At 67.0% G+C, this 23,706-nt stretch carries 21 protein-coding genes; 8 read left to right on the forward strand and 13 right to left on the reverse strand.

From position 1 onward, the window contains the following. Positions 1-45 precede the first annotated feature (45 nt). From QZ609_RS01590 to QZ609_RS01620, 7 genes are all read left to right on the forward strand, one after another. On the forward strand, positions 46-1,179 hold the full coding sequence (locus QZ609_RS01590; RefSeq protein WP_295490110.1) for a porin: 1,134 nt from the start codon (positions 46-48) through the stop codon (positions 1,177-1,179). Between the two features lie 494 nt (positions 1,180-1,673). After that, positions 1,674-3,851 carry a catalase/peroxidase HPI gene (katG, locus tag QZ609_RS01595; protein WP_295490112.1) on the forward strand — a complete coding sequence of 726 codons (2,178 nt, stop codon included), beginning with the start codon at positions 1,674-1,676 and terminating at the stop codon, positions 3,849-3,851. 149 nt (positions 3,852-4,000) lie between these two features. Next, the gene (locus tag QZ609_RS01600; RefSeq protein ID WP_295490114.1) at positions 4,001-4,579 is read left to right on the forward strand and encodes a TetR/AcrR family transcriptional regulator; all 579 of its coding nucleotides are present in this window, start codon (positions 4,001-4,003) and stop codon (positions 4,577-4,579) included. Between the two features lie 19 nt (positions 4,580-4,598). Further along, the gene (locus QZ609_RS01605) at positions 4,599-5,009 is read left to right on the forward strand and encodes a PaaI family thioesterase (RefSeq protein WP_295490117.1); all 411 of its coding nucleotides are present in this window, start codon (positions 4,599-4,601) and stop codon (positions 5,007-5,009) included. Between the two features lie 99 nt (positions 5,010-5,108). Then, the gene (locus QZ609_RS01610) at positions 5,109-5,738 is read left to right on the forward strand and encodes a TetR/AcrR family transcriptional regulator (protein ID WP_295490121.1); all 630 of its coding nucleotides are present in this window, start codon (positions 5,109-5,111) and stop codon (positions 5,736-5,738) included. Continuing rightward, positions 5,738-8,296: a PEP/pyruvate-binding domain-containing protein gene (locus QZ609_RS01615; RefSeq protein ID WP_295490124.1), complete on the forward strand. Its 2,559-nt coding sequence runs from the start codon at positions 5,738-5,740 to the stop codon at positions 8,294-8,296. The genes QZ609_RS01610 and QZ609_RS01615 overlap by 1 nt, the downstream gene beginning before the upstream one ends. A gap of 110 nt (positions 8,297-8,406) precedes the next feature. Continuing rightward, positions 8,407-8,553, forward strand: coding sequence for a hypothetical protein (locus QZ609_RS01620; protein WP_295490126.1), 147 nt, complete (start codon positions 8,407-8,409; stop codon positions 8,551-8,553). Between the two features lie 52 nt (positions 8,554-8,605). Here QZ609_RS01620 and QZ609_RS01625 read toward each other — a convergent pair whose 3' ends face one another. The 7 genes from QZ609_RS01625 to QZ609_RS01655 all read right to left on the reverse strand — a co-directional run bounded on the left by QZ609_RS01625 (position 8,606) and on the right by QZ609_RS01655 (position 15,217). Next, positions 8,606-9,649, reverse strand: a complete 1,044-nt coding sequence (locus QZ609_RS01625; RefSeq protein ID WP_295490130.1) for a porin — start codon at positions 9,647-9,649, stop codon at positions 8,606-8,608. Between the two features lie 2 nt (positions 9,650-9,651). After that, positions 9,652-11,085, reverse strand: a complete 1,434-nt coding sequence (locus tag QZ609_RS01630) for a M20 family metallopeptidase (RefSeq protein WP_295490133.1) — start codon at positions 11,083-11,085, stop codon at positions 9,652-9,654. Between the two features lie 16 nt (positions 11,086-11,101). Further along, positions 11,102-12,346 (reverse strand): MFS transporter, encoded by a 1,245-nt coding sequence (locus QZ609_RS01635; protein ID WP_295490136.1) that lies wholly within the window; start codon positions 12,344-12,346, stop codon positions 11,102-11,104. A gap of 200 nt (positions 12,347-12,546) precedes the next feature. Continuing rightward, positions 12,547-13,971 (reverse strand): ClcB-like voltage-gated chloride channel protein, encoded by a 1,425-nt coding sequence (locus QZ609_RS01640; protein ID WP_295490139.1) that lies wholly within the window; start codon positions 13,969-13,971, stop codon positions 12,547-12,549. Positions 13,972-14,022: 51 nt separating this feature from the next. Continuing rightward, positions 14,023-14,340: a YciI family protein gene (locus QZ609_RS01645; RefSeq protein ID WP_295490142.1), complete on the reverse strand. Its 318-nt coding sequence runs from the start codon at positions 14,338-14,340 to the stop codon at positions 14,023-14,025. A 108-nt stretch (positions 14,341-14,448) separates the two neighbouring features. Then, positions 14,449-14,922 (reverse strand): VOC family protein, encoded by a 474-nt coding sequence (locus QZ609_RS01650; protein ID WP_295490145.1) that lies wholly within the window; start codon positions 14,920-14,922, stop codon positions 14,449-14,451. 82 nt (positions 14,923-15,004) lie between these two features. Then, positions 15,005-15,217 carry a hypothetical protein gene (locus QZ609_RS01655; protein ID WP_295490147.1) on the reverse strand — a complete coding sequence of 71 codons (213 nt, stop codon included), beginning with the start codon at positions 15,215-15,217 and terminating at the stop codon, positions 15,005-15,007. Between the two features lie 198 nt (positions 15,218-15,415). On the opposite strand from QZ609_RS01655, the gene QZ609_RS01660 reads away from it, so the two are divergent. Beyond that, positions 15,416-16,288 carry a LysR family transcriptional regulator gene (locus tag QZ609_RS01660; protein ID WP_295490148.1) on the forward strand — a complete coding sequence of 291 codons (873 nt, stop codon included), beginning with the start codon at positions 15,416-15,418 and terminating at the stop codon, positions 16,286-16,288. Positions 16,289-16,418: 130 nt separating this feature from the next. Here QZ609_RS01660 and QZ609_RS01665 read toward each other — a convergent pair whose 3' ends face one another. The 6 genes from QZ609_RS01665 to QZ609_RS01690 form a co-directional block, all read right to left on the reverse strand. Then, positions 16,419-17,144: an ABC transporter ATP-binding protein gene (locus tag QZ609_RS01665; protein WP_295490151.1), complete on the reverse strand. Its 726-nt coding sequence runs from the start codon at positions 17,142-17,144 to the stop codon at positions 16,419-16,421. Beyond that, positions 17,141-17,938 (reverse strand): ABC transporter ATP-binding protein, encoded by a 798-nt coding sequence (locus tag QZ609_RS01670; RefSeq protein ID WP_295490154.1) that lies wholly within the window; start codon positions 17,936-17,938, stop codon positions 17,141-17,143. Before QZ609_RS01670 ends, QZ609_RS01665 begins: the two co-directional genes overlap by 4 nt. A 7-nt stretch (positions 17,939-17,945) precedes the next feature. After that, positions 17,946-18,854 carry a branched-chain amino acid ABC transporter permease gene (locus QZ609_RS01675; protein WP_295490156.1) on the reverse strand — a complete coding sequence of 303 codons (909 nt, stop codon included), beginning with the start codon at positions 18,852-18,854 and terminating at the stop codon, positions 17,946-17,948. A gap of 13 nt (positions 18,855-18,867) precedes the next feature. Continuing rightward, on the reverse strand, positions 18,868-19,749 hold the full coding sequence (locus QZ609_RS01680) for a branched-chain amino acid ABC transporter permease (RefSeq protein ID WP_295490159.1): 882 nt from the start codon (positions 19,747-19,749) through the stop codon (positions 18,868-18,870). A 106-nt stretch (positions 19,750-19,855) separates the two neighbouring features. After that, positions 19,856-21,016: an ABC transporter substrate-binding protein gene (locus QZ609_RS01685; protein ID WP_295490162.1), complete on the reverse strand. Its 1,161-nt coding sequence runs from the start codon at positions 21,014-21,016 to the stop codon at positions 19,856-19,858. Positions 21,017-21,451: 435 nt separating this feature from the next. Continuing rightward, positions 21,452-23,706, reverse strand: a 2,255-nt coding sequence (locus QZ609_RS01690; RefSeq protein ID WP_295490165.1) for a PAS domain-containing protein, incomplete at its 5' end; no start/stop codon positions are given.

Consider the following 23,706-nt stretch of genomic DNA (forward strand, 5'->3'; position numbering starts at 1 on the left):
GCACAGTTTTTTTGAGGGAAAAAAGAGAGGAGGCATCAAGACAATATGAAGACGAAATGGAATGCAATGCTGGCGGCTGCGGCCATCGGGGCCATCGGCGCGCAGCAGGCCCATGCGCAGGCGTCGGCGACCCCGGCCGTAACGCTGTACGGGGTGCTCGACGTGTTTACGGGCTACCAGTCGGCCACCGTGGGCGGCAAGAGCACGTCGCTGTCGGTGCTCGGCAGCAATGGCGAGATGACCAGCCGCTGGGGCCTGCGCGGGTCGGAAGACCTGGGTGGCGGCTACCGTGCGACGTTCAACCTGGAAAGCGGGTTCGACCCGAGCTCGGGCCAGGCGCAGAACTCGTACCGCCTGTTCGATCGGCAGGCCTGGGTGGGCGTGGCCGCGCCGTATGGTGAGCTGCGTGCCGGCCGCCAGAACTCGGCCATGTTCACCTACAGCGGCAACATGGATGCCTTTGGCGCCGCCACCTACGGCTCGGGCTACAACAACTTCGCCAACTGGCTGGCGCGCGTCGACAACGACCTCAGCTATCTCTCGCCCAAGTTCGCCAACACGCAGTTCGAGCTGCATTACTCCGTGGGCGGACAGGCGGGTTCGATGGCGGGCAACGCGGTCTACCAGGCGGCAGTGCAGACCACGCAAGGCCCGGTGTACTTCGCGCTGGCCTACCTGAACGCCGCCAATGCGTCGAACAGCAACCGCGTGCGCGAATTCATGGCCGGCGGCAACGTCGACTACGGCCGCGGCAAGGTCTACTTCGGCTATTTCCGCGCGAACGAGGTGATCTCCGCCACCACCGGCAACGCGCTGAGCAACCCGGCCGGCAAGTACGACCCCACGGTCGGTCCGGTGGGCAACGTGCCCGGCAACTACCACAGCACCTACTCGCTGTCGGCGGACTACCGCATCCAGCCGGCGTGGACGGTCGGCGCCGGGTACGCCACCATCCGCGACAGCTCGCCGCTGGGCAACAGCGCCTGGCAGGTCAGCGGCATCGTCAATTACGACCTGTCCAAGCGCACGCGGCTCTATGGCGTGATCTCGCGGCTGAAGAACGACAACACCGCGCGCTTCAAGATGGCCGGCGCCAGCATCACCACCGGATCGTTCCTGACGCCGGACGCGGGGCAGGGTGAGACGGGCGTGCAAGTCGGCATTCGACATACCTTCTGAGCACGGCAAGGTCGCTAGCGACCTTGTACTGTGGTCCGGGGCGGCGGAATCGTCGCCCCGGACGCGCTCCCCTGCTGATCGCGCGCCACGCCCACTTCCCCGGCGCGCCACCTCTTCCAGCCCATTCCCCCGCCCAGCACGCGCCCGCCCTGCCTGGCCGCCACGAACCGCTGTCGTAGCGTGCGTCGAGCGCCCTCGCTCCGGATCCAGGTTTGTCATCACACCGAAAAATCGGTGGTGCATTCATCGAGCCAGTGACCGGAACCGGACCGTCGGACACGCCACTTTTGCGCCGTCGAAGACGCGTGCAGCCGCCATGCCCCGCGTGACAAGGCACCGCAGGCTGGGCACGCATCGGTCTTAGGTTTTCTCTCTCATCGCCATCAAATAAGCCAATTTCCGCCTGCGGTTGGCAGAAATTAGTATTTGATTGGAGTGTTCGGACGATGAACTCAACCGGGTCATCGAGTGGAAGCGATCACAGGAGACAACGCATGACGACTGAATCGAAATGCCCGTTCAACCACACCGCCGGCAGCGGCATGTCGAACCGTGACTGGTGGCCCAACCAGCTGAACCTGAAGATCCTGAACCAGCACTCGCCGCAGTCCGACCCGATGGGCGAGGACTTCGACTACGCGCAAGCGTTCAAGCATCTCGACTATGCGGCCGTGAAGGAAGATCTGCTGGCCCTGATGACCGACTCCCAGGACTGGTGGCCGGCCGACTTCGGCCACTACGGGCCGTTGTTCATCCGCATGGCATGGCACAGCGCCGGCACCTATCGCACCGGCGACGGCCGTGGCGGCGCCGGTGCCGGCCAGCAGCGCTTCGCGCCCATCAACAGCTGGCCCGACAATGCCAGCCTGGATAAGGCGCGCAGGCTACTGTGGCCGGTCAAGCAGAAGTATGGCCGGAACATCTCATGGGCAGACCTCATGATCCTGGCCGGCAATGTCGCGCTGGAGTCGATGGGGTTCAAGACCTTCGGCTTCGGCGGCGGGCGTGCAGACGTTTGGGAGCCGGAAGACGTCTACTGGGGGCCCGAAACCACCTGGCTGGAAGACAAACGCTACTCCGGCAAGCGGGATCTCGCCAATCCGCTCGGTGCGGTGCAGATGGGGCTGATCTACGTCAATCCGGAAGGCCCGAATGGCAACCCGGACCCGCTCGCGGCCGCCGTCGACATTCGCGAGACGTTTGCGCGCATGGCGATGAACGATGAAGAGACGGTGGCGCTCATCGCCGGCGGCCATACTTTCGGCAAAACGCACGGTGCCGGCCCAGCATCCAACGTGGGCCCCGAGCCGGAAGCGGCCGGCATCGAGGCGCAGGGCCTCGGCTGGAAGAACAGCTTCGGCACGGGCAAGGGCGATGACACCATCACCAGCGGCCTGGAAGTCATCTGGACCACCACGCCAACCCAGTGGAGCAATGACTACTTCAAGAACCTGTTCGGGTACGAATGGGAGCTGACCAAGAGCCCGGCCGGCGCGAATCAATGGAAGCCGAAGGGCGATGCGGGCGCCGACACCGTGCCGGACCCGCACGACCCGTCCAAGCGTCGGGCGCCATCCATGCTGACGACCGACCTTTCCCTGCGGCTCGACCCGGCCTACGAAAAGATCTCGCGGCGTTTCCACGAGCATCCGGATCAGTTTGCCGATGCGTTTGCGCGCGCATGGTTCAAGCTCACGCACCGCGACATGGGACCGCGCGCACGCTATCTCGGCCCGGAAGTGCCGACGGAGGAACTGCTCTGGCAAGACCCCATCCCGGCGGTCGATCACACGCTCGTCGATGAGCAGGATGTTGCAGCGCTCAAGGGCAAGATCCTGGCCTCGGGGCTGTCGGTCTCGCAACTGGTGTCGACGGCCTGGGCGTCGGCGTCCACGTTCCGGGGCTCCGACAAGCGCGGCGGCGCCAACGGCGCACGCATCCGGCTCGCACCGCAGAAGACGTGGGAGGTCAACCAGCCACCGCAGCTGACCAAGGTGCTGGAGACCCTGGAGCGACTCCAGAGCGAGTTCAATAACGCCCAGTCCGGCAACAAAAAGGTATCGCTGGCCGACCTGATCGTGCTGGCCGGTTGCGCGGGCGTCGAGCAAGCCGCAAAGAACGGCGGGCACGCGGTAAAGGTCCCGTTCATGCCGGGCCGCATGGATGCCTCGCAGGCACAGACCGATGTGGTTTCCATGGCGGTGCTCGAACCGATCGGCGACGGTTTCCGCAACTATCTCAAAGGCAAGCGTGCCGTGCCGGCCGAGGCATTCCTGGTGGACAAGGCGCAGCTGCTGACGCTGACCGCGCCGGAAATGACGGTGCTCGTGGGCGGCATGCGCGTGCTGAACGCCAACGTGGGGCAAACCCAGCACGGCGTCTTCACCCAGCGGCCGGAGGCGCTCACCAACGACTTCTTCGTCAACCTGCTCGACATGGACACGGAGTGGAAGCCGCTATCGGACGCTGAGGACGTGTTTGAAGGGCAGGACCGCGCCACCGGCCAACGCAAGTGGACAGGCACGCGCGTTGACCTGATCTTCGGTTCCAACTCGCAGCTGCGGGCCCTGGCTGAAGTCTATGCAAGCGCGGATGCGCAGGAGAAGTTCGTGCACGACTTCGTTGCCGCGTGGGACAAGGTGATGAACCTGGATCGCTTTGAGCTTGCCTGATCGCAGGGCGTAGGCCCGAGCGGGCTGAAGCCGCAGCAGCAACGGCCGGTCGCAAGATCGGCCGTTTTTTTTTTTCCCGCCCGTCACGTACCGGGTCGCTGGGTTTCGGCGCTTGACTGGAGTAGAACTCCAGAGCAATACTCCAGTCCATGACGACACCGACCACCCGCGACGCGCTGCTCGACGCCGCCGCCGATCTCTTCCTTGCGCAGGGCTACGACGCCACCTCCATGGAGCAGGTGCGCGTGCGCGCGCAAGCGAGCAACGGCAGCCTGTACCACCACTTCCCGACCAAGGCACAGCTGGTGCTGGCGCTGTATCAGCAGTCGCTGCAGGATTTCCACGCGCACCTGCTGCCGGTGCTGGCCAATGATCCGGCGGCCGAGCGCGGCACCCGGGCCCTGGTGATGGCATATATCGACTGGGTCACGCTGCATCCGCAGCGCGCCCGCGTGCTGCACGAACTGCGCCGCACCGACGCCGTAGCCAGCGCACCGCACGCGCTCGGCGCCGCCAACGCAGAGGCCTTTGCCGTGCTGCGCGCCTGGGCCGAGCGCAAGGCCGCCGCCGGCGAGATGCGCGCGATGGCTTTCGACGTGTGGATCGCCCTGGTCTTCGCGCCGCTGATCCACCTCACGCCGCTGTGGACGCGGCAGCAGCCCATCACCGTCGCGCCGGCCACGCGCAAGCAGCTCGCGATCGGCATCTGGCACGCAATCAGCGCCTGATTTCCCCTAGGAGACGCCCATGTCCTTCGACCTGCTTACCTTTGGCCGCAAGGTCCTCGCCGAGCAACCCTTCAGCGCGTCGCTGGGCGCGCAGCTTGAGGCGTTCTCGCCGGGCCATGCGGAACTGTCGCTGCCAATGGCGCCTGTGCTGCTGCAGCAACACGGTTTCGTGCACGGCGGCGTGCTGTCGTACCTGGCCGACAACGCGCTCACCTTCGCCGGCGGCTCGGTGCTGGGCGATGCCGTGACCGCCGAGTTCAAGATCAACTACCTGCGCCCGGCCAAGGATGCCGACCAGCTGCTGGCGGTGGCCACCGTGGTCGGCAGCGGCAAGACCCAGGCCGTGTGCCGCTGCGACGTATTTGCCGTGCAGGCCGGCGAGCGCCGGCTGTGCGCGGCGGCGCAGGGCACCATCCGCAAAGTTGAGTGACGGTACCGTCCCACCGACATCCGAATCCCTCGTCAGCGCTTGCGCATATTTTTGAACGACGTATAAAATTGTACGTCGTCAAATAAATGAGGTGCCGCGATGATATCGGTCTTGCTGGCGGACGAACCTGGCCGCCGTGAACGCAAACGCATCCAGACGCTCGATCACCTGGCCGCCACCGCCTTTGCGCTGTTCGAAACACACGGCTACGACGCCGTGACGATGGAGCAGATCGCCGCGCAGGCGGATGTCTCCAAGGGCACGCTCTACAACCACTTTCCCGTCAAGGAAGCGCTGCTGGCCCACCAGTTCCATACCGAACTGGCAGACGGTGGCGCGCAACTGCGCCCGCTGATCGAAGCGCAGACCGGCTTCGTGGCACGCATGTCCGTGCTGCTGTCGGCCTCGGCCGACTGGTGCAACACGCGCCGCCCGTATCTCGCCCCGTATTTCCGCTACCGGTTTGCCGACGCCGATCTGGCCTCGCGCTACCGCGACGTCGGCAGGCGCAGCGGCCTCGCGTCCATCTTCAATGCGTTGATCCACGCCGGCCAGCTCGCGGGCGAACTCGACACCACGCTCACGGCTGACCACCTGGCGACACTGTTCGAATACCTCTACCTTGGCGCGCTCATGCGCTGGCTGCCGCATCCGGAGCAAAGCCTGCATGAAGGCTTTGCCGCCATCATCGACGTGTTCGTGCGCGGCGCCGGCCGCAAGGAGGCGTGATGGACGCGCGCGTATTGGATGTCGTGCTGGATTGGCAGGGTGCCGCCATGGCAGGCGCCGCGGTGGCGGGTGGCAAAGGCTGGCAACTCGGCCGCATGGCCGCGCTCGGTGTGCCCGTGCCGGATGGGTTCGTGCTGGCGGCGCGGTCGAGCCGCGGGCGCACGATCGGTGAACCGATACCTGACCCCGTGCAGGCAGCACTCGCGCAGGCACTGGAAGACCGCGGCTGGCTGGAGACGCCACTGGCCGTGCGCTCATCCGCACCGCAGGAGGATTCGTCGCAGCGCTCGTTCGCGGGGATGCACGAAACGCGCCTCAACGTGATCGGCGTGCAGGCGCTGGCCGAGGCGGTGCAAGCGGTGTGGGACTCCGCCCAGTCGCCGCAGGCCTTGGCCTATCGCGCGCGGCTCGAGATCGACAGCACGGACCTCGCCATGGCCGTGGTCGTCATGCCGATGCTGCCGGCCGTCGTCTCGGGCATCGCCTTCACCTGCGACCCGCTGCTGGGGCGCGACGACCAGCTCATCATCAACGCGCACTGGGGCCTGGGCGAAGCCCTGGTGAGTGGCCAGACCGACGGCGACACCTACCGGCTGCAAGCCTCACCCATCGACGATAGTTTGCACGTGCTGGAGCGGCACATCGGCAGCAAGCAGCGCATGACGCAGCCGCGCGCCAACGGCGGCACAGCGCTCGTGGATACGCCGCCGGCCCAGGCGGCACGCGCGGTCCTGGACGATGCGCAGCTCATGCAGCTCGCGGCGCTCGCGCGCGACGCCGCCCGCGCCCTGGATTTTGCCCAGGCGCGCTACGACATCGAATGGGTCTGGGACGGCGCACGATTCTGGATCGTGCAGGCGCGCCCTGTCACCACGCGCGGCCGCCACACCTACGCCGCGCTGCAGCCGCAGCAGAACGTCTGGACACGCGGCAACACACGCGAGGTGTTTCCCGATCCGCTCTCGCCGTTCGATTGGGCGCTCTATCGCAACGCCGCCAACCGCATGCTCACGCTCACCTACGAGCTGGCGGGCTACCCCGTGCTGCCCGGCACGGACCACGCGGCGCTGTTCCATGGGCGCCTCTATCTGGACGTCTCGCTGATGCAGTGGGAGGCCTTCGACGCGTTCGGCATCGCGCCACGCGCCATCAACGCCATGCTGGGCGGCACGCAACCGGAGATCACTGTACCGGCCGTGACCTGGCCGCAGCGCCTGGCACGCGGCGCTCGGCTGCTGCGCTATCTGCTCAGCGCCGGTGCGCATCGCCGCCACGCGCAAAGCGACCTGAACCGCGCGCGCAAGCAAGCCGCGCAATGGCGTGAAGACGCCTGGCCTGACGATGCCGCCGCGCTGGCGGCATGCCTGCGCGAACGCTGCGCCATCGTCGCGCGCGCCAACAGCCTGTTCTTCCTGCAGGGCTCAGCGGGCGGTTCGGTGTCGGGCCTGGTCGACGTCATCGAGAAATACTGCCCCGGCGAGGGCCATGCTCTGGCCGCCGCGTTGATGGCCGGTGGTGAACCCAGCGTCACCGCGCAGCAAGGCTACGACCTGATGGCGCTGGCACAGGTGGCGGCGTCTGACGATCAAGCGCTCGCCTGGCTGCGCAGCGACACGCGCATTGGCGCCGAGTGGGCACAGCACCTGCCGGCGCACAGCGCGTTCCGTCAGCGCTTCGGCACCTTCCTGGAGCGCTACGGCCACCGCGCCATTGCCGAGAGCTACTTCCGCAACCCGCGCTGGCGCGAGCAGCCGGATTACCTGCTCGACCTCGTCGTCGGGCTGGTCGGCAGCGATGCGCAGGCCGTGCATGCGCGCCAGCAAGCTGCGTCACAACGGGCATGGCAGCAGCTCGCGCAGCGGCTGCCGCTCTGGCTGCGCCCGCTCGTGCGGACCCTGCTCAAGAGCGCCGTGCGTGACAGCAACCAGCGCGAGGCTGCGCGCAGTGCGCTGACGGCCTACCTCGACGCGCTGCGCATCGGCCTGCTGAAACTGGCCGGTCATCTAGGCGGACCCGACGGACTGGAGCAGCCCGACGACATCTTCAACCTCACCCTCGACGAATGCGTGAGCGCCGCCACCGGTGCGCTGGCACGGGATTTCGCCGCGCAGCGTGCACGCGAGCGCCGGCACACGCTGGAACGCTGGGCCACCGAGCATGAGCCGGACCTCATCACCGAGCACGGCGGCGCACTGGCTCCCACACCGGCGACGCCGGCGCGCGCTCAACACGGTACGCAATGGACCGGCACGGCGGTCGGCGCGGGCATCGCCCAGGGCCGCGCGCGGCTGGTCGATCGCGCGGCCGAGGGCACCACCTTGCAAGCGGGCGACGTGCTGGTCGCGCCCAGCACCGATCCGGCGTGGACGCCCCTGTTCCTGAAGGTGGGCGCACTGGTGATGGAAACCGGCGGCTACCTGTCGCACGGCGCCATCGTGGCGCGCGAGTTCGGCATTCCGGCGGTGGTGAACGTACCGGGCATCCGTGCGGTGTTGGAGGAAGGCGAGACGATCTGCGTGAACGGAGATGCCGGCACGGTGACGCGAGTGACCGGTTAGTCACTCGATTGTGGCGATGTGACGACATGGCGGCGCGCAAAATTGCTGCAACGCAATATTGCGACTAACATTAGGGTATTCCCTAGGTCATCACTCAGAAAGAAGCCGCCATGAAAGCCATCGCCCTCCACACTGCCCCTGTCTCCCGCCTCAGCCACGTCTGGCAGATCGTGCGCCGCGAAGCCAAGCGCGCGCTGATGCTGCACATCGAAACGTGCGGCGCCATGGCCGAGCTGTATCGCCGCTCCGGCCGCTGAAAGACGCGCGGATGGCTGCATCGCAACAAGCGCCACAGCCATCGCACGCGCGTCAGAACTTGTGCCGCAAACCCAGCGCCACGATAAAGGGCATCGACTCGCCCGGCGTGTTGATGGGCGCCGCCAGGTAATGCATCCGCCCCTTGCCCTGATTGCGGAGGCTCCCAACCCGGGCATACAGGTTGGACTGCTTCGACAGCGTGTAGTCATAGCCAACCAGCACACCCACTGAGCTGTTCGGCTGCCCAGACACGTTGCGATACGCCACCGACGCACGAATCACGTCGCGCCCCACCTTGATCTCGGTGCCCAGCGTCGCCGCCTGCGCGAGATAGGTGTTGTCGGCGTTCGGGCGGATGGCGTTGTAGGCCGCCAGCAGCGTGAACTTGCCGAAGTCGTGCGCCAGCGCGGCCGACACGATGTCGCTGCGCACCGCCTGCGACGCGCCCGGCGCGCGCAGCTTCCACACCGCGTTGTACGACGCGGCCGCATGCCACGGCCCCTGTTTGACTTCGGCCACCGCACCGGCATTCTCCGTACGCGGCCCAGTCACGTTGCCCGACGGCGCCACCAGCAACTTGAGCGTCGCCCCACCCACCGACGGCGTGGTGTAGACGATGGACTTCGCCTGCCGCGCCGCCACTGCCGACGCGCCCGGCCCCAGGTCGTGTGCCAGCATGAAGAAGCTGGCAAACGGCGACAGCTTGCCCACGCCATAGAAAGGATCGGCGTTCAGCGGCAGGTAGGCCGGGTACACGCGGCCGAGGCGCAGCTCGCCATACTGCGCGTGACTGATGCCGACCCACGACTCGCGGTTGAACAGCGCGCCGGGGTTGGCCTGCCGGCCGGTGTCGGCCTCGAAGCCGCTCTCCAATTGGAAATTGGCCTTCCAGCCGCCGCCCAGGTCTTCGCTGTCGCGCAGGCCGAAGCGGCTGGTGGAGGTGCCGCCGCTCTGCAGCGCGGCCGTGGAGGTGGCGCCTACCTTGGCGTAGCTGACGAAGGTATCGACGGCGCCGTACAGCTGCACGGCTTGCGCGCCGCCTGCACCGGCCAGGGCGGCCACAGCGGTGCTCATCTTCAGGATGCGGTTGCGCATGCTCAGACCCCCTTGCCGCGTGCGAACGGCAGCGCGACATCGGCGGGGATCGGGCATTGGTACGGCTTGCCACCACGGTAGGCCACCAGCTCCGCCTTGGCCTCGTCCAGCAGCGCCGGTTCGCGCAGCAGATCGATGGCCGTGGCGGCGATCAGCTTGGCTGCGTGCACCATCCCCTTGTGGGCGGCGGGCAGCTTGCCCTGCGCCACCATCTGCCACGAGTGGAAGGGCGTGCCGAAGGCGTAGCAGGCGGTCACGCACTGCACGGTGGGTGTGACCCAGCTCACGTCGCCCACGTCGGTGGAGCCGTAGATCAGCTCTTCCTTGGCCGGGTCATATTGGGCGATGCCCTCAAACAGCGGCTTGGCCTCGCGCAGCGCACGGCCGAGTGGCTTGCCGGAGGCGGCGATATCGTCCTCGGTGATGGAAGTCCAGTAGCCGCGCGCCTGCGTGGCGTCGTCGCCAGAGAAATCGGGCGCGCCCATGCGCTCGATGTTTTTGTACATCACGCGGTTGAGCACGCTGTTCTGCACGAGGTTCGAGCAGGCCTTGTCGAACACGATCTCGAGCTTGGTCTCCGTCATCAGCGCGGCGCCACGCGCGACGTTGCACACGCGCTCGTACAGCGCAGCCGCTTCCGGGTTGTGCGGGGCGCGTACGAGGTACAGCACCTCGGCATTGGCCTGCACGACGTTGGGCGAGATACCGCCGCTGTTCGTCACCGCGTAGTGCACGCGCGCCTCCGACGGCATGTGCTCGCGCAGGTAGTTCACGCCCACGTTCATCAGCTCGACCGCATCGAGCGCGCTGCGCCCCAGGTGCGGCGACGCGGCCGCGTGCGAGGCCTTGCCGGTAAAGCGGAAGTACGCCTGGATGTTGGCCAGTGACGAACGCGAGAACACGCCGGTATACACGTCCGGGTGCCAGCACAGTGCGGCATCCAGATCGTCGAACAGGCCGGCGCGCGCCATGAAGGTCTTGCCCGAGCCGCCCTCTTCCGCCGGGCAGCCGTAGAAGCGCACGGTGCCGGGCTGGCCGCTGGCTTCCAGGTAGGTCTTGACCGCCACCGCCGCAAAGTGCGAGGCCGTGCCCAGCAGGTGGTGGCCGCAGCCGTGTCCATTGCCGTTGGTGATCTCGGGCGAGGGTCGGCACACGGTGGCGCCGGCATCCTGGCTCATGCCCGAGAGTGCATCGTATTCACCGAGGATGCCGATGACCGGGCCGCCCTGCCCCGCCTCCGCCACGAACGCGGTCGGGATGCCCGCCACGCCTTCGGTGATGCGGAATCCAGCGTCGCGCAGTGCCTGCAAATGCAGCGCAACCGAACCCGTTTCTGCGAAGCGCAGCTCGGCAAGGTTCCAGATCTGATCGGCCAGCGCACGGTAGCGCGCGCCGTTGGTGGAGAAGAAAACGTCGATGTCTTGAGGGGTCTGCATGGGGAATCCCTGAGGCTTATTGCGCGGCGCGCACGCGCGGCGCGGCGGGGAAGGCAAGGGTGGCGATCAAGCTCACCAGACTGCACGCCATCATGTAGAAGGCCGGGGCGAGGTTGTTGCCGCTAGCGTGGATCAACCACGTGACGATGAACTGCGCAAACCCGCCAAATAGCGTCACGCAGATCGCATAGACCAGGCCCAGGCCGGTCACGCGCGCGTGCGCCGGGAACGACTCCATCAGCATCAGGAACGCCGACGAGCACCCCGCCATCAGGAAGGCGATCAGCACGGCCACGCCCGGCAGCATCACGGCCAGCAGCGGATGCTGGTTGACCGACCAGAAGAACGGCAGGATCAGCAGGAGGATGCCGATGTGCGAGATCACCACCAGCGTCTTGCGGCTGGCGAGACGGTCGGTCAGCCGGCCGAAGATGGGCGAGACGACGATCATCACCGCGCCAGCCACGCAACCCGACAGGAACGACCCCGCCTTGGGCATGCCCAGCAGCTTGATCGAATAGCTCGGCATGTAGAACGCGACGATGTACATGGCGGTGGTCAGGCCCACCATCATCAGCACGCCCAGCGTGACCTCGCGGCGATGGTGCTTGAGCACGTAGCCGAAGGCGCCGCCGTGGCGCGCGCTCGGGGCGTCGCTCTGGGTGTGCGTCTCGTCCAGGTTCTTGCGGATGTACATGCCCACGGGCGCGATCAGCAGGCCCAGGATGAACGGCACGCGCCAGCCCCAGCCTTCGAGCGCCTCGGGCGACAGGTTGGCCGACAGCAGCGTGCCGCACAGCGCACCACACAGCGCCGCCGCGCCCTGGCTGACCATCTGGAACGACACCATCAGGCCGCGCCGGTCGGCCGTGCCCGACTCCATCAGGAACGTGGTCGACGCGCCGATCTCGCCGCCGGCCGAGAAGCCCTGCAACAGGCGCCCGGCGACGACCAGCAGCGGCGCGAACAGGCCGATCTGCGCGTAGGTGGGCGCGAAGCCGATCACGATGCTGCCCAGCGGCCGCATCACGAAGCCGATGCCGAAGGTGGCCAGCGCCAGCAGCATCGACACGATGCCGCCGTTGTCGACGGGGAAGAACTGCTTGCCGATGAGCGCGGCAAAGAAACTGAAGACGGTGAAGTCGAACATCTCCAGGGCGTTGCCCAGGGATGCCGCGATCACCACCTTGCGCGCCGACGCCGGGCGCCGCGCTGGAACGGCGCGCCCACTGGCGGCCGGCAGATCGAACGAGGTCTGCATGGGGGTCTCCTACGAGCGGAATGCCTTGCTCGGATGGCAAGGTGGCCCGCACTGTAGGCAAAGCCGCCGCGTGCGATCGAAACCCGTGCTGAGGTGTTTAGAAATTGACGACTTGTACCAATGGCCGGCACGTCAACCGGTCGTGGGACAGGTCACGGCAGCGAAAGCGTACCCATTTCTGCGTACGAATTTCTGCGTACCTATTTCTGCGTGCTGTCCGACGGGGACACTTCCGGTGATGACGGCTGCAAATGCTGCGCGTCGTCGCGCGCATCTTCCTGATTGCGGGCCAACGCACGCGCGTACACCGACGGCGCACCCGCCGCATGCGCCGTTACATACCCGGTGATGCACGCGAGCATCAGCGGCAGCACCACCTGGTATGACAGCGTCATCTCGAAGATCATCAGGATCGACATGAGCGGCGCATGCGTGGTGGCTGCCAGCAGCGCCCCCATGCCCACCACCGCATAGCTGACCGGCACCGGCGCCGCGCCCGGCAGCAGCGCGTGCATGCCGGTGCCGTACAGCAGCCCCAGCGCCGCGCCGCAGAACAGCGTGGGCGTGAACACGCCACCCACCGCACCCGAACCCGCGCTGGCCGCCGTCGCCAACACCTTGCAGATCAGCACCAGCGCCACGGTCTGCCACAGCCACGGTTCGTGCAGGAAACCGTTGACCACGCTGTAGCCGTTGCCCCACACCTCCGGCACGCGCGTGGACAGCACACCGACGATCAGCCCGCCCGCCGCCAGCCGCAACACCAACGGCAGCCGGGTCCGCGCAAAAGCCTCGCGCGCACGGTCGATCAGGCCGAGCAACAACGGCCCGGCCATCCCCGCCGCCAGCCCCAGGCCCAGGTAGGTCAGCACCTCCCAGCCGGAGACGAAATCGAAATGCGGCATGGCATAGACGGCGCCATAGCCGAAGAACTGACGCACGACGATGTCGGCGGTGACGGCCGCCACCAGCAGCGGCCCCAGCGTGGCCGTGGTGATGGCGCCAAAGACGATCTCGCAGACGAACACGGCGCCCGCGATCGGCGCGTTGTAAGCCGAGGTGATACCGGCCGCCGCACCGCACGCCACCAGCAGGCGCAGTTGGTCGACCGACACCGGTGTCACGTGCCGCAGCACGCGGCCCAGCAACGAGCCACACATCGCCGCCAGCTGCACCATCGGGCCTTCGCGGCCAATGGAAGCACCGCTGGCCACCGAGCACAGCGACGACGCGCTGCGTACCAAACTCTGCCGCGCGCTCAGAATGCCGTCGCCCACGGCAATGGCCTCCATATAGTCTTCGGCGCCCTTGCGCGGAATCCATTTCAGCCCGTATTGCAGCGTCAACCCGGCCAGCACGCCGCCGATGGTCGGCACCAGCAGGCGTGCCCACCACGGCAGTGCGCGCGCTGTCGCCACCAAACCCTGGTCGGTGCCGGACAGCCACCATTGCAGCTGGCGCAGGCATTCGCGAAACAGGATGGTCGACAGGGCCCCGGCGCAGCCGATCACGCCGGCAATCACCAGCACGAGGTGTTCACGCTGGAACGGCAGCCGCGCGGCCGCGCGCACCCACCATGGCAGGCGTGGCGGAAGGTCGGGCGATGGCGGCGGCGTAGCGGACATGACGGCTCCTGTACGGTCAGGCCGTCATGATAGCGGGCACACCGGCAGGCTTTATGTACGCGTGCTCACCGCGGCGTCGGGCAGCCACGCCTGCGGCACCTCATCGAGCCTGCGGTTCGGCGCCCAGCTGATCACGCGGGCCTCCACCAGGTCCTCCACCACGAACGGGTCACGCGCGACGATGGCCTCGATCTCCACGCGCGACGCGCCGCGCGCCAGGACCCCACCGCCCTCGCGCGGGGAGAACGGGCCCGACATCAGGAAATGCCCGCTTTCGTAGTGGGCCTGCAGGTGTGCGCGATGTGCCGGCAGGATGCGGTCGAGCTGTTCGAGCGGGGCGCGGTAGGTGAAAAGAATCAGGTACAGCATGGAGCAATCTCCTGGTTGGATGACAGACGAAATCGAAGGCAAGACATGGCCACAGGCGTGCCGGACGCCTCGCAGAAATGGGTACGCTTTTGCGGTTTGCGGTGTCGCTCAGCCTTGCTCGTAGGCGGCTTTCAGTTGCGCGATGTCGAGTTTCTGCATCTGGAGCATGGCTTGCATGACGCGCCGGGCGCGCTCGGGGTCCTTGTCCTGCAGCATCTCGCCCAGTACCGTCGGCACGATCTGCCAGGACACGCCGAACTTGTCGGTCAGCCATCCGCACCGGTTGGGTTGGCCGCCGTCGCCGAGCTGGTCCCATAGGGCGTCCACCTCCGCCTGCGTCTCGCAGTTCACGAAGAAGGAGATGGCGGGCGTGAACTGGAAGTGTGGGCCACCATTGAGCGCGTGGAAGGTCTGCCCCTCCAGCTCGAAGGAGCAGGACATGACCGAGCCCGCCGGGCCTGGGCCCGCCTCACCGTAGCGGCGGATGGTGCCGGGCCTGGCGTGCTTGAAGATGGACGTGTAGAACAGCATCGCCTCTTCGGCCTGCGTGTCGAACCACAGGAACGGTGTGATCTTCTGCATGGTGCCTCCTTGGAGAAATGCCACGCCGCGGCGGGTTGGGCACCCATCCTGCCAGTACGCAATCCATTGCGGCAACCCGGTCTTACGGACGCCACAACAGCGCACCCGACGTGGAGCCCGCCTCCAGCGCCTGATGTGCCGCTGCCGCATCTTCGCGCGCATGGGTGGCGCCCACCGGCACCCGCACGCCCTCGCGCTTGCCCGATGGCGAGCCAGGTCGGCCACGCAGCATGGTGGTGGCCTGCAAACCCAGTGCCGGCCCCAGTTCAAGCAGTTGGATCACGTTCGCATGCATGGCAGATGCCCTCGCAGAAATGGGTACGCTTTTCGGTTTTTCGGGTGGCGGCACTCTGGTCGCCATGTTGTGAAACAAGCATATTCCGTTCAGAATCACGCGGGAATTCACAAAACCTGAGCAGCTTCTGTGCAAAAAAGCACGGATCGACCCAAACGCGCATCGCCTGCGCGCGCGGCGGCCGAACCTTCCTCTTCCTTGCAGTGGGATGACGTGCGCTACTTCCTCGTGCTGGCACGGGAGGGCAGCCTGTCGGCCGCCGCGCGCCGGCTGGCGGTGGAGCACTCCACCGTGGCGCGCCGCGCCGATGCGCTGGAGCAGGCGGTCGGCGTGCGCCTGTTCGACCGTCTGCCGCGCGGCTGGCGCCTGACCGACGAAGGTCGCGCGCTGGCCGAACGGGCGGCGCGCATGGAACACGAGGCGGCGAGCTTTGCCCGCGCAGCGGCGGGTGCGGGCAGCCTGCGCGGCACGGTACGCCTGTCGGCGCCGCCCACCATCGCGAGCCACTTCATCGCGCCGCACCTCGCTGCGCTGCGGCGGCAGTGGCCGGGCATCGACCTGGTCCTGCTGGGCGAAACGCGCAATGCCAACCTGATGGCGCACGAGGCTGATCTCGCCATCCGGCTGTCGCGCCCGACGGCCTCGAACCTCGCCACACGCCCACTCGGCGATCTCGGCTACGGCCTGTATGCCATGCCCGAAGTGCTGGCGCGGCCCGAGGCGGAGTGGGAGTTCATCGGCTACGACGAGCGTCTGCGCCACGTGCCGCAGCAGCGCTGGCTGGATGACTATGCGGGCGAGCGCCGCGTGGTCCTGCGTTGCAGCGACCTATCGGCAATTCACCAGGCAGCGCTGGCCGGGCTGGGCGTGGCAGCGCTGCCGCACTTCCTCGGCGCGCCCGCAGAAACGGGTACGCTTTTGCGCCGGCTGCCAGTGGATGACCCTGCGTTGCACCGGGAAATCTGGCTGGTGATCCACCCAGACGTGCGCCGCTCACCGCGCGTGCGGGCCGTGGCCAATGGCTTGATCGCACTGTTCGAGGCCAACCGGCACATCTTGGCGGGCCAATAGCAAGGCGCAAGGCAAGAAAAAAGCGTACGCAGAAACGGGTACGCTTTTTGATGGAAACCACCCGCAAACCCAATGGGGATGCGGTTTTCGCGCCCCGGCAAAGTTGCGCGCCGGGGCGGGTCAGGAACGCTCAGCCGCCCAGGTAGGCTTCCAGCACGCGCGGATTGCCCAGCAGGTTCTGCCCAGTGTCGGCCAGCACGATCTGGCCGGTCTCCAACACGTAACCATGTTGCGCGATCTTCAGCGCCTGGCGCACGTTCTGCTCGACCAGGAAGATCGTCAGCCCTTCGGCGTTGATGGTGCGCAGGATGCGGAAGATCTCCTGCACGATGATCGGCGCCAGACCCATCGACGGCTCGTCCAGCAGCAGCACGCGCGGGCGGGCCATCAGCGCGCGGCCGATGGCGAGCATCTGCTGCTCGCCGCCCGACAGGTTGCCGGCCATGCCGTCGATGCGCTCCTTCAGGCGCGGGAACAGGTGGAACACGCGCTCCAGGTCAAACGCCATCTGGCGACGGTCGCGTCGCGTGTAGGCGCCCAATTCCAGGTTCTCGCGCACCGTCATGGTGGTGAGCGTGGCGCGACCCTCGGCCACTTGCACGATGCCGCGCTCGACGCGCTTGTGCGGCGCCAGGCCGCTCACGTCTTCGCCCTCGAACAGCACCTGGCCGCGCACCTGGCCCATCGCCTTCGGGATCAGCCCCGACAGCGCCAGCAGCGTGGTCGACTTGCCCGCGCCGTTGGCGCCCACCAGCGAGGTGATCTCGCCCGCCTTGAGCGCAAAGTCGATGCCCTTGACGGCCGCGATGTGCCCGTACGATACGTCCAGCCCTTTGACTTCCAGCAGCACGGTCATGCCGTCACCTCCTGCGATGCGGCAGCGCCGTCTGCGTCGTCATCGTCGCGGCCCAGGTAGGCCTCGATGACTTGCGGGTCGTTGCGAATGGCGTCCGGCGGCCCTTCGGCGATGATGCGGCCGAAGTTCAGCACAGCAATGCGCTCGCACAGGCCCATCACGAAGCGCATGTCGTGCTCGATCATGAAGATCGTGTAGCCGCGCGCCTTGATGTTCTCGATCTCGGCCATCAGGTCGACCTTCTCGCCGGTGTTCATGCCGGCGACGGGTTCGTCGAGCAGCAGCAGCTTCGGTTCGGTGGCCAGGGCGCGCGCGAGTTCGAGCTTGCGCTGGTCGCCGTACGAGAGGTTATCGGCGATATCGTTGGCCTTGTGGTCGAGCTTGACCCACGACAGCAGCTCCAGCGCGCGGTCGCGCGCGCGGCGCTCGGCGGCGCGGTACTTGGGTAGCGAGAGCAGCAGGCCCGGCGCGCCGTAGTCCAGGTGCCGGTGCATGCCAACCACCACGTTCTCCAGCAGCGTCATCTCCTTGAAGATGCGGATGTTCTGGAACGTGCGGGCGATGCCCATCTGCGTGATCTGGTGGGGCTTGCGTCCGACGAGGTTTTCACCGTTGAACGTGAGTGTGCCGCCCGTGGGCGCAAGCAACCCGGTGATCAGGTTGAAGACGGTTGTCTTGCCGGCGCCGTTCGGGCCGATCAAGCCGAAGATGGTGCCCTGCGGCACCTCGATGTTGACGTCCTGCAAGACCGACAGGCCGCCAAAGCGCTTGGAAATCGATGCGAGTTTCAGCATGGCAGCCTCAGTGCGATTCATTGGAGGCAGCGCGAGTATCGGCTGTGCCCGGCATGGTGCCGCCGCGCTTCAGGCCGAACCAGCGCGCGAACCGCGCCGGGTCCCAGATGCCCTTGGGCAGGAACAGCACGATCAGCATCAGGATCAGGCCGTTGACGACCAGGCGGAAATCCTTGAACGCGCGCAGCAGTTCCGGCAGCAGCGAGAGGATCACGCTGCCGAGCACCGGGCCGGTCAGGCCGTTGGTGCCACCCAGGATCGTCATCGTCAGGATTTCGACGCCACGGTCGAAACCGAACTCGTTCGGGCCGATGAAGAACGTCAGATGCGCATTGAGCGCGCCCGCCAGACCGGCAATGGCTGCCCCCAGCGTGAACGCCAGCAGCTTGGTGCCGGCCACGTTGATGCCCATCAGGCCGGCGGCGGTCTCGTCTTCCTTGATGGCCTCGAACGCGCGGCCGACCTTCGAGCGGCGCATGCGCGCGAGCACGAACAGCGTCAGCGCCACGGCCAGCGCCACGTGCCACCACTGGGTCAGCTGCGGGATACCGTTCAGGCCCAGCGCGCCGCCGGTCCAGTTCTCGGTGTTCAGGATCAGCACACGCACGACTTCGCCAAAACCCAGCGTGGCCATGGCGAGGTACACGCCCGAGAGCCGCAGCGTCGGCCGGCCGATCACGACGGCCACCACGGCCGGCGCCAGCATGCCGCCCAGCAGCGCCACCGGAAACGGCATCTCGGCACTCATCGTCAGCAGTGCGGACGTATAGGCGCCGATGCCCATGAAGGCCGCATTCGCCATCGCCAGCAGGCCGCACGACAGCGTCAGGTAGATGGACAGGGCCAGCAGCGCGTTGATGCCGAGTGTCAGCACCAGGTTGCTGTAGACCGACCAGAAATTGTCGAACCATTCCATGTCGTCGGCCTCCTTATGCCTTGCGTTCCAGCACCTTGCCGAACAGCCCTTGCGGCCGCACCAGCAAGATCAGGAACAACAGGCCGAACGCCACCGCATCGCGCATGGTCGAGCCGATGTAGGCCACCGACAGCACCTCGGCAAAGCCGAGGAACAGCCCGCCCAGCATCGCGCCGCGAATGTCGCCCAGGCCGCCCAGGATGATGACCGCGATGCCCTTGTGCAGCATCGGCTGGCCCATCAGCGGGAACACGGCATTCGAGTACAGGCCGATTAGCACGCCGGACAGCCCGCCCAGCGCCGCGGCGGCAAACGAGGTCAGCAGGAACAGGCCTTCCACGTTGATGCCCAGCAGCGCCGCTGCCTTGGGCGACTCCGCGATCGCGCGCAGCGCGCGGCCCAGTTGCGTGCGCTTGAGCAGCAGCATGAGCGCCGCCATCAGCACGAACGACAGCACGATGATGCCCAGCTCCAGCGGCGTCAGGTGGATGCCGCCGAGGTCCAGCGAGGCATCCGACACGAGCCCTGACGGGAAGCGCAGGTTCTCCGCCCCGAACACGCCCTGCATGGCGTTGTTGATGGCGATGCCCGCGCCGATGGTGGCGATCATCGGGATCAGGTGCGGTGCGTTGCGGCGGCGCAGGGGGCGCAGCAGCAGCACATCGAGGATGAGCCCGGCCACGCCGCTCACGACAAAGCCGACGGCCAGTGCCGCCCACAGCGGCAGTTCGAAATGGGTCACGACCTGCAGCGCCGCGTAGGCGCCCAGCATGAACACCGCGCCGTGCGACAGGTTGATCACGCCCAGGATGCCGAAGACCAGCGTGAACCCCAGGGCGAACAACGCATACACGCAGCCGAGCGACAGCGCGTTGACGAGTTGCTGTTCCAGCATGATGAATTAGATGGCTGTGTGGCTTGGCGCCACAAAAAAGCGATGGGGCGTAGGTTTAGCTACGCCCCGCCTGTCCCGTTCAAAGGGTCTCAAAGCCGACCGGAAATTACTTCTCGATCGTGTACTTGCCGTTCTTGGTCACGCTCACGATCGGCGTCTGCACCGCGTCGTACCCAGCCGGCTTGCCGCGTGCCGTCACTTGGCGGAACGCAAACGCGCCGGTAGCACCCGTGTGCTTGACCGCCGGCAGCGCGTCGCGGACGGCCTTGCGGTCCGCTTCCAGATTGCCGCTGAACTTGACCGTCTTCAGCGCCTTGCAGGCGATGTACATCGCGTCATACGCCTGCGCGGCAAACTGGTCCGGCGCGGCCTTGTACTTGGCGGTGTAGGCGGTGATGAACTTGCTGTTCTCGGCCGTGTGGTTCTCGATCGACCACGGGCTGCCGACCCACAGGTTGTCGGACTTGTCGCGAGCCAGGTCGAACACCTTGACCGAGTTCATGCCGTTGCCGCCAATGATCGGCACGTTCAGGCCGAGCTGACGCGCCTGCACCATGATCGGACCGCCCTCGGCGATCAGCGCCGACAGCACAATCGCATCGGGGTTGGTCGCCTTGATCTTGGTGAGCTGGGCCTTGAAGTCCACGTCGCCCTTGGCGAAGGTCTCGGTGGTGGTGACCGGGATCTTCAGGTCTTCGAGCGCCTTCTTGAAGTTGTCGTAGCCGCTCTTGGTGAAGACGTCGTCGTTGCCGTAAAGCACGGCGACCTTCTTCACGCCGGCCTTCTTCACGACGGTCTGGATCGTGGCCGGCAGCACGTCGGCTTCGGTCACGGAATTGCGGAAGACGTAGTCGCCGATGCTGGTGATGCCGTCAGCGGTGTTGGAGGTGCCGAAGGCCACCGTCTTGGCCGCCTGCGCGATCGGGTCCGCCGCTTGGGCCGAGTTGGACAGGGTCGGGCCGAACACCATCGCCACCTTGTCCTGGAAGATCAGCTTCTTGAAGACGTTGATGGCCTCTTCCTTCTTGCCCTGCTCGTCTTCGATCACCAGCGCGATCTTGCTGCCATTGATGCCGCCGGCGGCGTTGATCTCGTCAGCCGCCAGCTGGAAACCGTTGCGGATGGCCGAACCGTACTGGGCAGCGCCGCCCGACAGTGCCTCGGCCACGCCGATCTTGATGTCCTGGGCCGCGAACGTCGACCCCGTTGCGATTGCCGCCCCCGCAGCCACTGCCGTCACCAGCAGCCGTTTGATCGTCTTTTGCATGCGAACCTGCTCCTTTTTATCCGTCGCGATTGGCGATTGCGATTTTTGGTCTCGAAGATGCGCTGGCCCAACACCGTCGCTCCCCCGCATGCGCCCTGCATCGCGTCCGGCCACGCGCCTGCCCGGTTTGCGCGCCATCGGAAACGTTGGCGGAACCGCAGGAGACCTGCCGTGCGAGCGATGCCGGATCGGGCATGCGCACACCCGGAGTGCGTCGGAGTGTGAAGCGAAGGCGCCATGGGTACAGCGCTCTTGTGCAACGCGCCAGGGTGGCGGCGCGCGCAGTCAGTCGCGGGACTTTACCGGAAAGCGTACGACCGTGCGATAGGGAATTCTCCGCCGCTTGCTAAGGTAGAAAGCCTGCTGCGGCGCAACATTCCGAGGAAATCAGCACCGCCGATCCATCAAGCGTACCCATTTCTGCGTGCGCCGAAATCAGCCCGCCGACAGCTCGTCGGCACTGACGAACAGGCCTTTGCCACGCGACTTTGCCTCGTACAGCGCCTCGTCCGCCGCTTCGAACACCACGTTCTGCGCGAGCGTGCGGACATCGAATCCGGCGATACCGATGCTGGTGCCCACCTGCACCGTGGTCTCTGACAGGCGAAACGGCTTGTTGCACGCCGCGAGGATGTTGCCGGCCACGGTCTTGGCATCGTCCGCATGCGACAGGCGTTCGAGGATCACCGCAAACTCGTCCCCGCCGAAGCGCGCCACGCCGTCGTACGGGCGCACCGTGCGCGCGAGCCGCTGCGCGAACGCCCGCAGCAACGCGTCGCCGGTGGCGTGCCCGTAGGCGTCATTGACCAGCTTGAAGCCGTCCAGGTCCAACAGCAGCAGGGCGCCGCTGGTCTCGCTCAGGCGCGCCTGCTCGATGGCGGCCTCCAGGCGCTCCTCGAACCCGGCGCGGTTGAGCAGGCCGGTCAGGTGGTCGGTGGTGGACAGTGCACGCAGGCGCAGCTCCTGCTTCTTGCGCTCGGTGATGTCGAGGATGACCGAGTGCACGCCCGTCACCTGCCCCAGCGCGTCGAACTGCGGGATGTAGTTGATCTCCTCGCAGCTGTAGACGTCTCGGCCGCGGTGCTCGCGCTCAAAGACAACCGTCTCGCCCTTCAGTGCCCGGTGCAGCGCGTCGCGCACGATGCGGTAGGTGTTCTCACCCAGCACCTCGCGCACGGTCTGGCCCAGCATGGAGGCGGCCGGCCGGTCGAACACCTTTTCGTAGGCCGCGTTGAGGAAGCGGAAGCGCTCCTGCGCGTCGATGAAGGACACCAGCGCGGGCATGGCGTCCGTCACCGTCTGCAGCGTTTCGCGGCTGCGCTGCAGTGCCTCCTTGCTCGCGACCTCCTGCGTGATGTCGCGCATGATCGACGAGAAGTATTCCAGCTTAGCCGCAGGATCGCGATGCGCGATCAGCATATGGCTGATCGGCACGACGCGGCCGTGCTCGCCGCGCACGGTGGTTTCGCCAATCCACACGCCGTCGCGCGTGGCGGCGGGCACGGCCACCTCGCGCAGCCAGCGCAGCGTGTCGAGCGGGTAGAAATCCGCCACCGACATGCCGCTCACGTCGGCCTCGGGTGCCAGGCCGGCAAAGCGGCGGCCCGCCGGGTTCATGTAGGTGATGTTGCCGCGCACGTCGGTCTGCGCGACGAAATCGGTGGTGGAGTCGAGGATCTTGGTCAGCACACGCGAGGCCCGCTCAGCGCGCGCGCGCACGGTGATGTCCTCCACCGCGCCCACATGCCCGACCACGCAGCCGTCCACGCGCACCGGCGCGGTGTTGACCGTCAGCAGCCGCTCGCCGCGTCCGGGTACGAGCACGCGCTGTTCTGCGCTGTAGCTTGCGCCCTGCGACATGGCGTCGGCCCAGCCTCGCATGACGGCATCGTGATCTCGCGGATGCAGCCGTGCGCGCCACGCGTCGTCGGTGACCTCATCGCGCGTCACACCGAGGATGTCGCGATACGCCGCGTTGGCATACACCATGTGGCCGGCCGCATCGCAGCGGAACAGGCCCAGCGGCGAGGCGTCGTTGACGGCCTCCAGCTCGGCCCGCTGGCGCGCCACCTCACCCATCAGCGTATGGAACGCCGTCGATACCGCTTCGATTTCCGGCGAGGCCTGCGGCAGATCGATCGGCGTGATGGTGCGCAGATCGGTGGTCGACAGCTGCGTCATGGCGGCATGCAACCGGCCCAGCGGGCGCAACAGCCACAGCATGGCGGCCCACACCGACAGCCCGATCGCGCCGGCCAGCACGATCAGCGTCCAACGGAACCGCGCCCGCATGGCGGACAGGTGCCGGTTGGCTTCCGCGCCGGGCAGCACGGCGCCCAGTGTCCAGCCTGTGGCGATCACGTCCTGCGTGGTCACCACGTCGCCACCGGGCTCGGGCAAGGCCGCCGGATCGGCGTAGAACGCCGCCTCGATGGCCGGGTCGGTGTGCAGCGGCGCCAGCACCTTGTCGGCCTCGGGATGCACGATGAAGACCGGCTTCGCCCCCCGCGCGACCAGGAACACGCGACCGGTCTGCCCCACGTGCATGTCGCGCAGGGCGCCCAGGAAGTTTGGCTTGAGCAGGTACAGCGACGCGCCGATCAGCCCGACCAGCCGGCCGTCCTTGTCATGCACCGGCGCGGCCAGGATGACGATGGGCTCGCCGCCCACGCGGTTGCGCAGCGGCGCGG

This window comes from uncultured Ralstonia sp., from assembly GCA_913056305.1.
In the GTDB taxonomy this organism is placed as follows: domain Bacteria; phylum Pseudomonadota; class Gammaproteobacteria; order Burkholderiales; family Burkholderiaceae; genus Ralstonia.

Coding starts and splice junctions, on each gene's coding strand:
- katG (WP_295490112.1), top strand. CDS start 1,674: ATGACGACTGAATCGAAATGCCCGTTCAACCACACCGCCGGCAGCGGC.
- QZ609_RS01640 (WP_295490139.1), bottom strand. CDS start 13,971: ATGTCCGCTACGCCGCCGCCATCGCCCGACCTTCCGCCACGCCTGCCA.
- QZ609_RS01670 (WP_295490154.1), bottom strand. CDS start 17,938: ATGCTGAAACTCGCATCGATTTCCAAGCGCTTTGGCGGCCTGTCGGTC.
- QZ609_RS01630 (WP_295490133.1), bottom strand. CDS start 11,085: ATGCAGACCCCTCAAGACATCGACGTTTTCTTCTCCACCAACGGCGCG.
- QZ609_RS01655 (WP_295490147.1), bottom strand. CDS start 15,217: ATGCATGCGAACGTGATCCAACTGCTTGAACTGGGGCCGGCACTGGGT.
- QZ609_RS01635 (WP_295490136.1), bottom strand. CDS start 12,346: ATGCAGACCTCGTTCGATCTGCCGGCCGCCAGTGGGCGCGCCGTTCCA.
- QZ609_RS01615 (WP_295490124.1), top strand. CDS start 5,738: ATGGACGCGCGCGTATTGGATGTCGTGCTGGATTGGCAGGGTGCCGCC.
- QZ609_RS01610 (WP_295490121.1), top strand. CDS start 5,109: ATGATATCGGTCTTGCTGGCGGACGAACCTGGCCGCCGTGAACGCAAA.
- QZ609_RS01590 (WP_295490110.1), top strand. CDS start 46: ATGAAGACGAAATGGAATGCAATGCTGGCGGCTGCGGCCATCGGGGCC.
- QZ609_RS01620 (WP_295490126.1), top strand. CDS start 8,407: ATGAAAGCCATCGCCCTCCACACTGCCCCTGTCTCCCGCCTCAGCCAC.
- QZ609_RS01665 (WP_295490151.1), bottom strand. CDS start 17,144: ATGACCGTGCTGCTGGAAGTCAAAGGGCTGGACGTATCGTACGGGCAC.
- QZ609_RS01600 (WP_295490114.1), top strand. CDS start 4,001: ATGACGACACCGACCACCCGCGACGCGCTGCTCGACGCCGCCGCCGAT.
- QZ609_RS01680 (WP_295490159.1), bottom strand. CDS start 19,749: ATGCTGGAACAGCAACTCGTCAACGCGCTGTCGCTCGGCTGCGTGTAT.
- QZ609_RS01645 (WP_295490142.1), bottom strand. CDS start 14,340: ATGCTGTACCTGATTCTTTTCACCTACCGCGCCCCGCTCGAACAGCTC.
- QZ609_RS01675 (WP_295490156.1), bottom strand. CDS start 18,854: ATGGAATGGTTCGACAATTTCTGGTCGGTCTACAGCAACCTGGTGCTG.
- QZ609_RS01685 (WP_295490162.1), bottom strand. CDS start 21,016: ATGCAAAAGACGATCAAACGGCTGCTGGTGACGGCAGTGGCTGCGGGG.
- QZ609_RS01650 (WP_295490145.1), bottom strand. CDS start 14,922: ATGCAGAAGATCACACCGTTCCTGTGGTTCGACACGCAGGCCGAAGAG.
- QZ609_RS01625 (WP_295490130.1), bottom strand. CDS start 9,649: ATGCGCAACCGCATCCTGAAGATGAGCACCGCTGTGGCCGCCCTGGCC.
- QZ609_RS01605 (WP_295490117.1), top strand. CDS start 4,599: ATGTCCTTCGACCTGCTTACCTTTGGCCGCAAGGTCCTCGCCGAGCAA.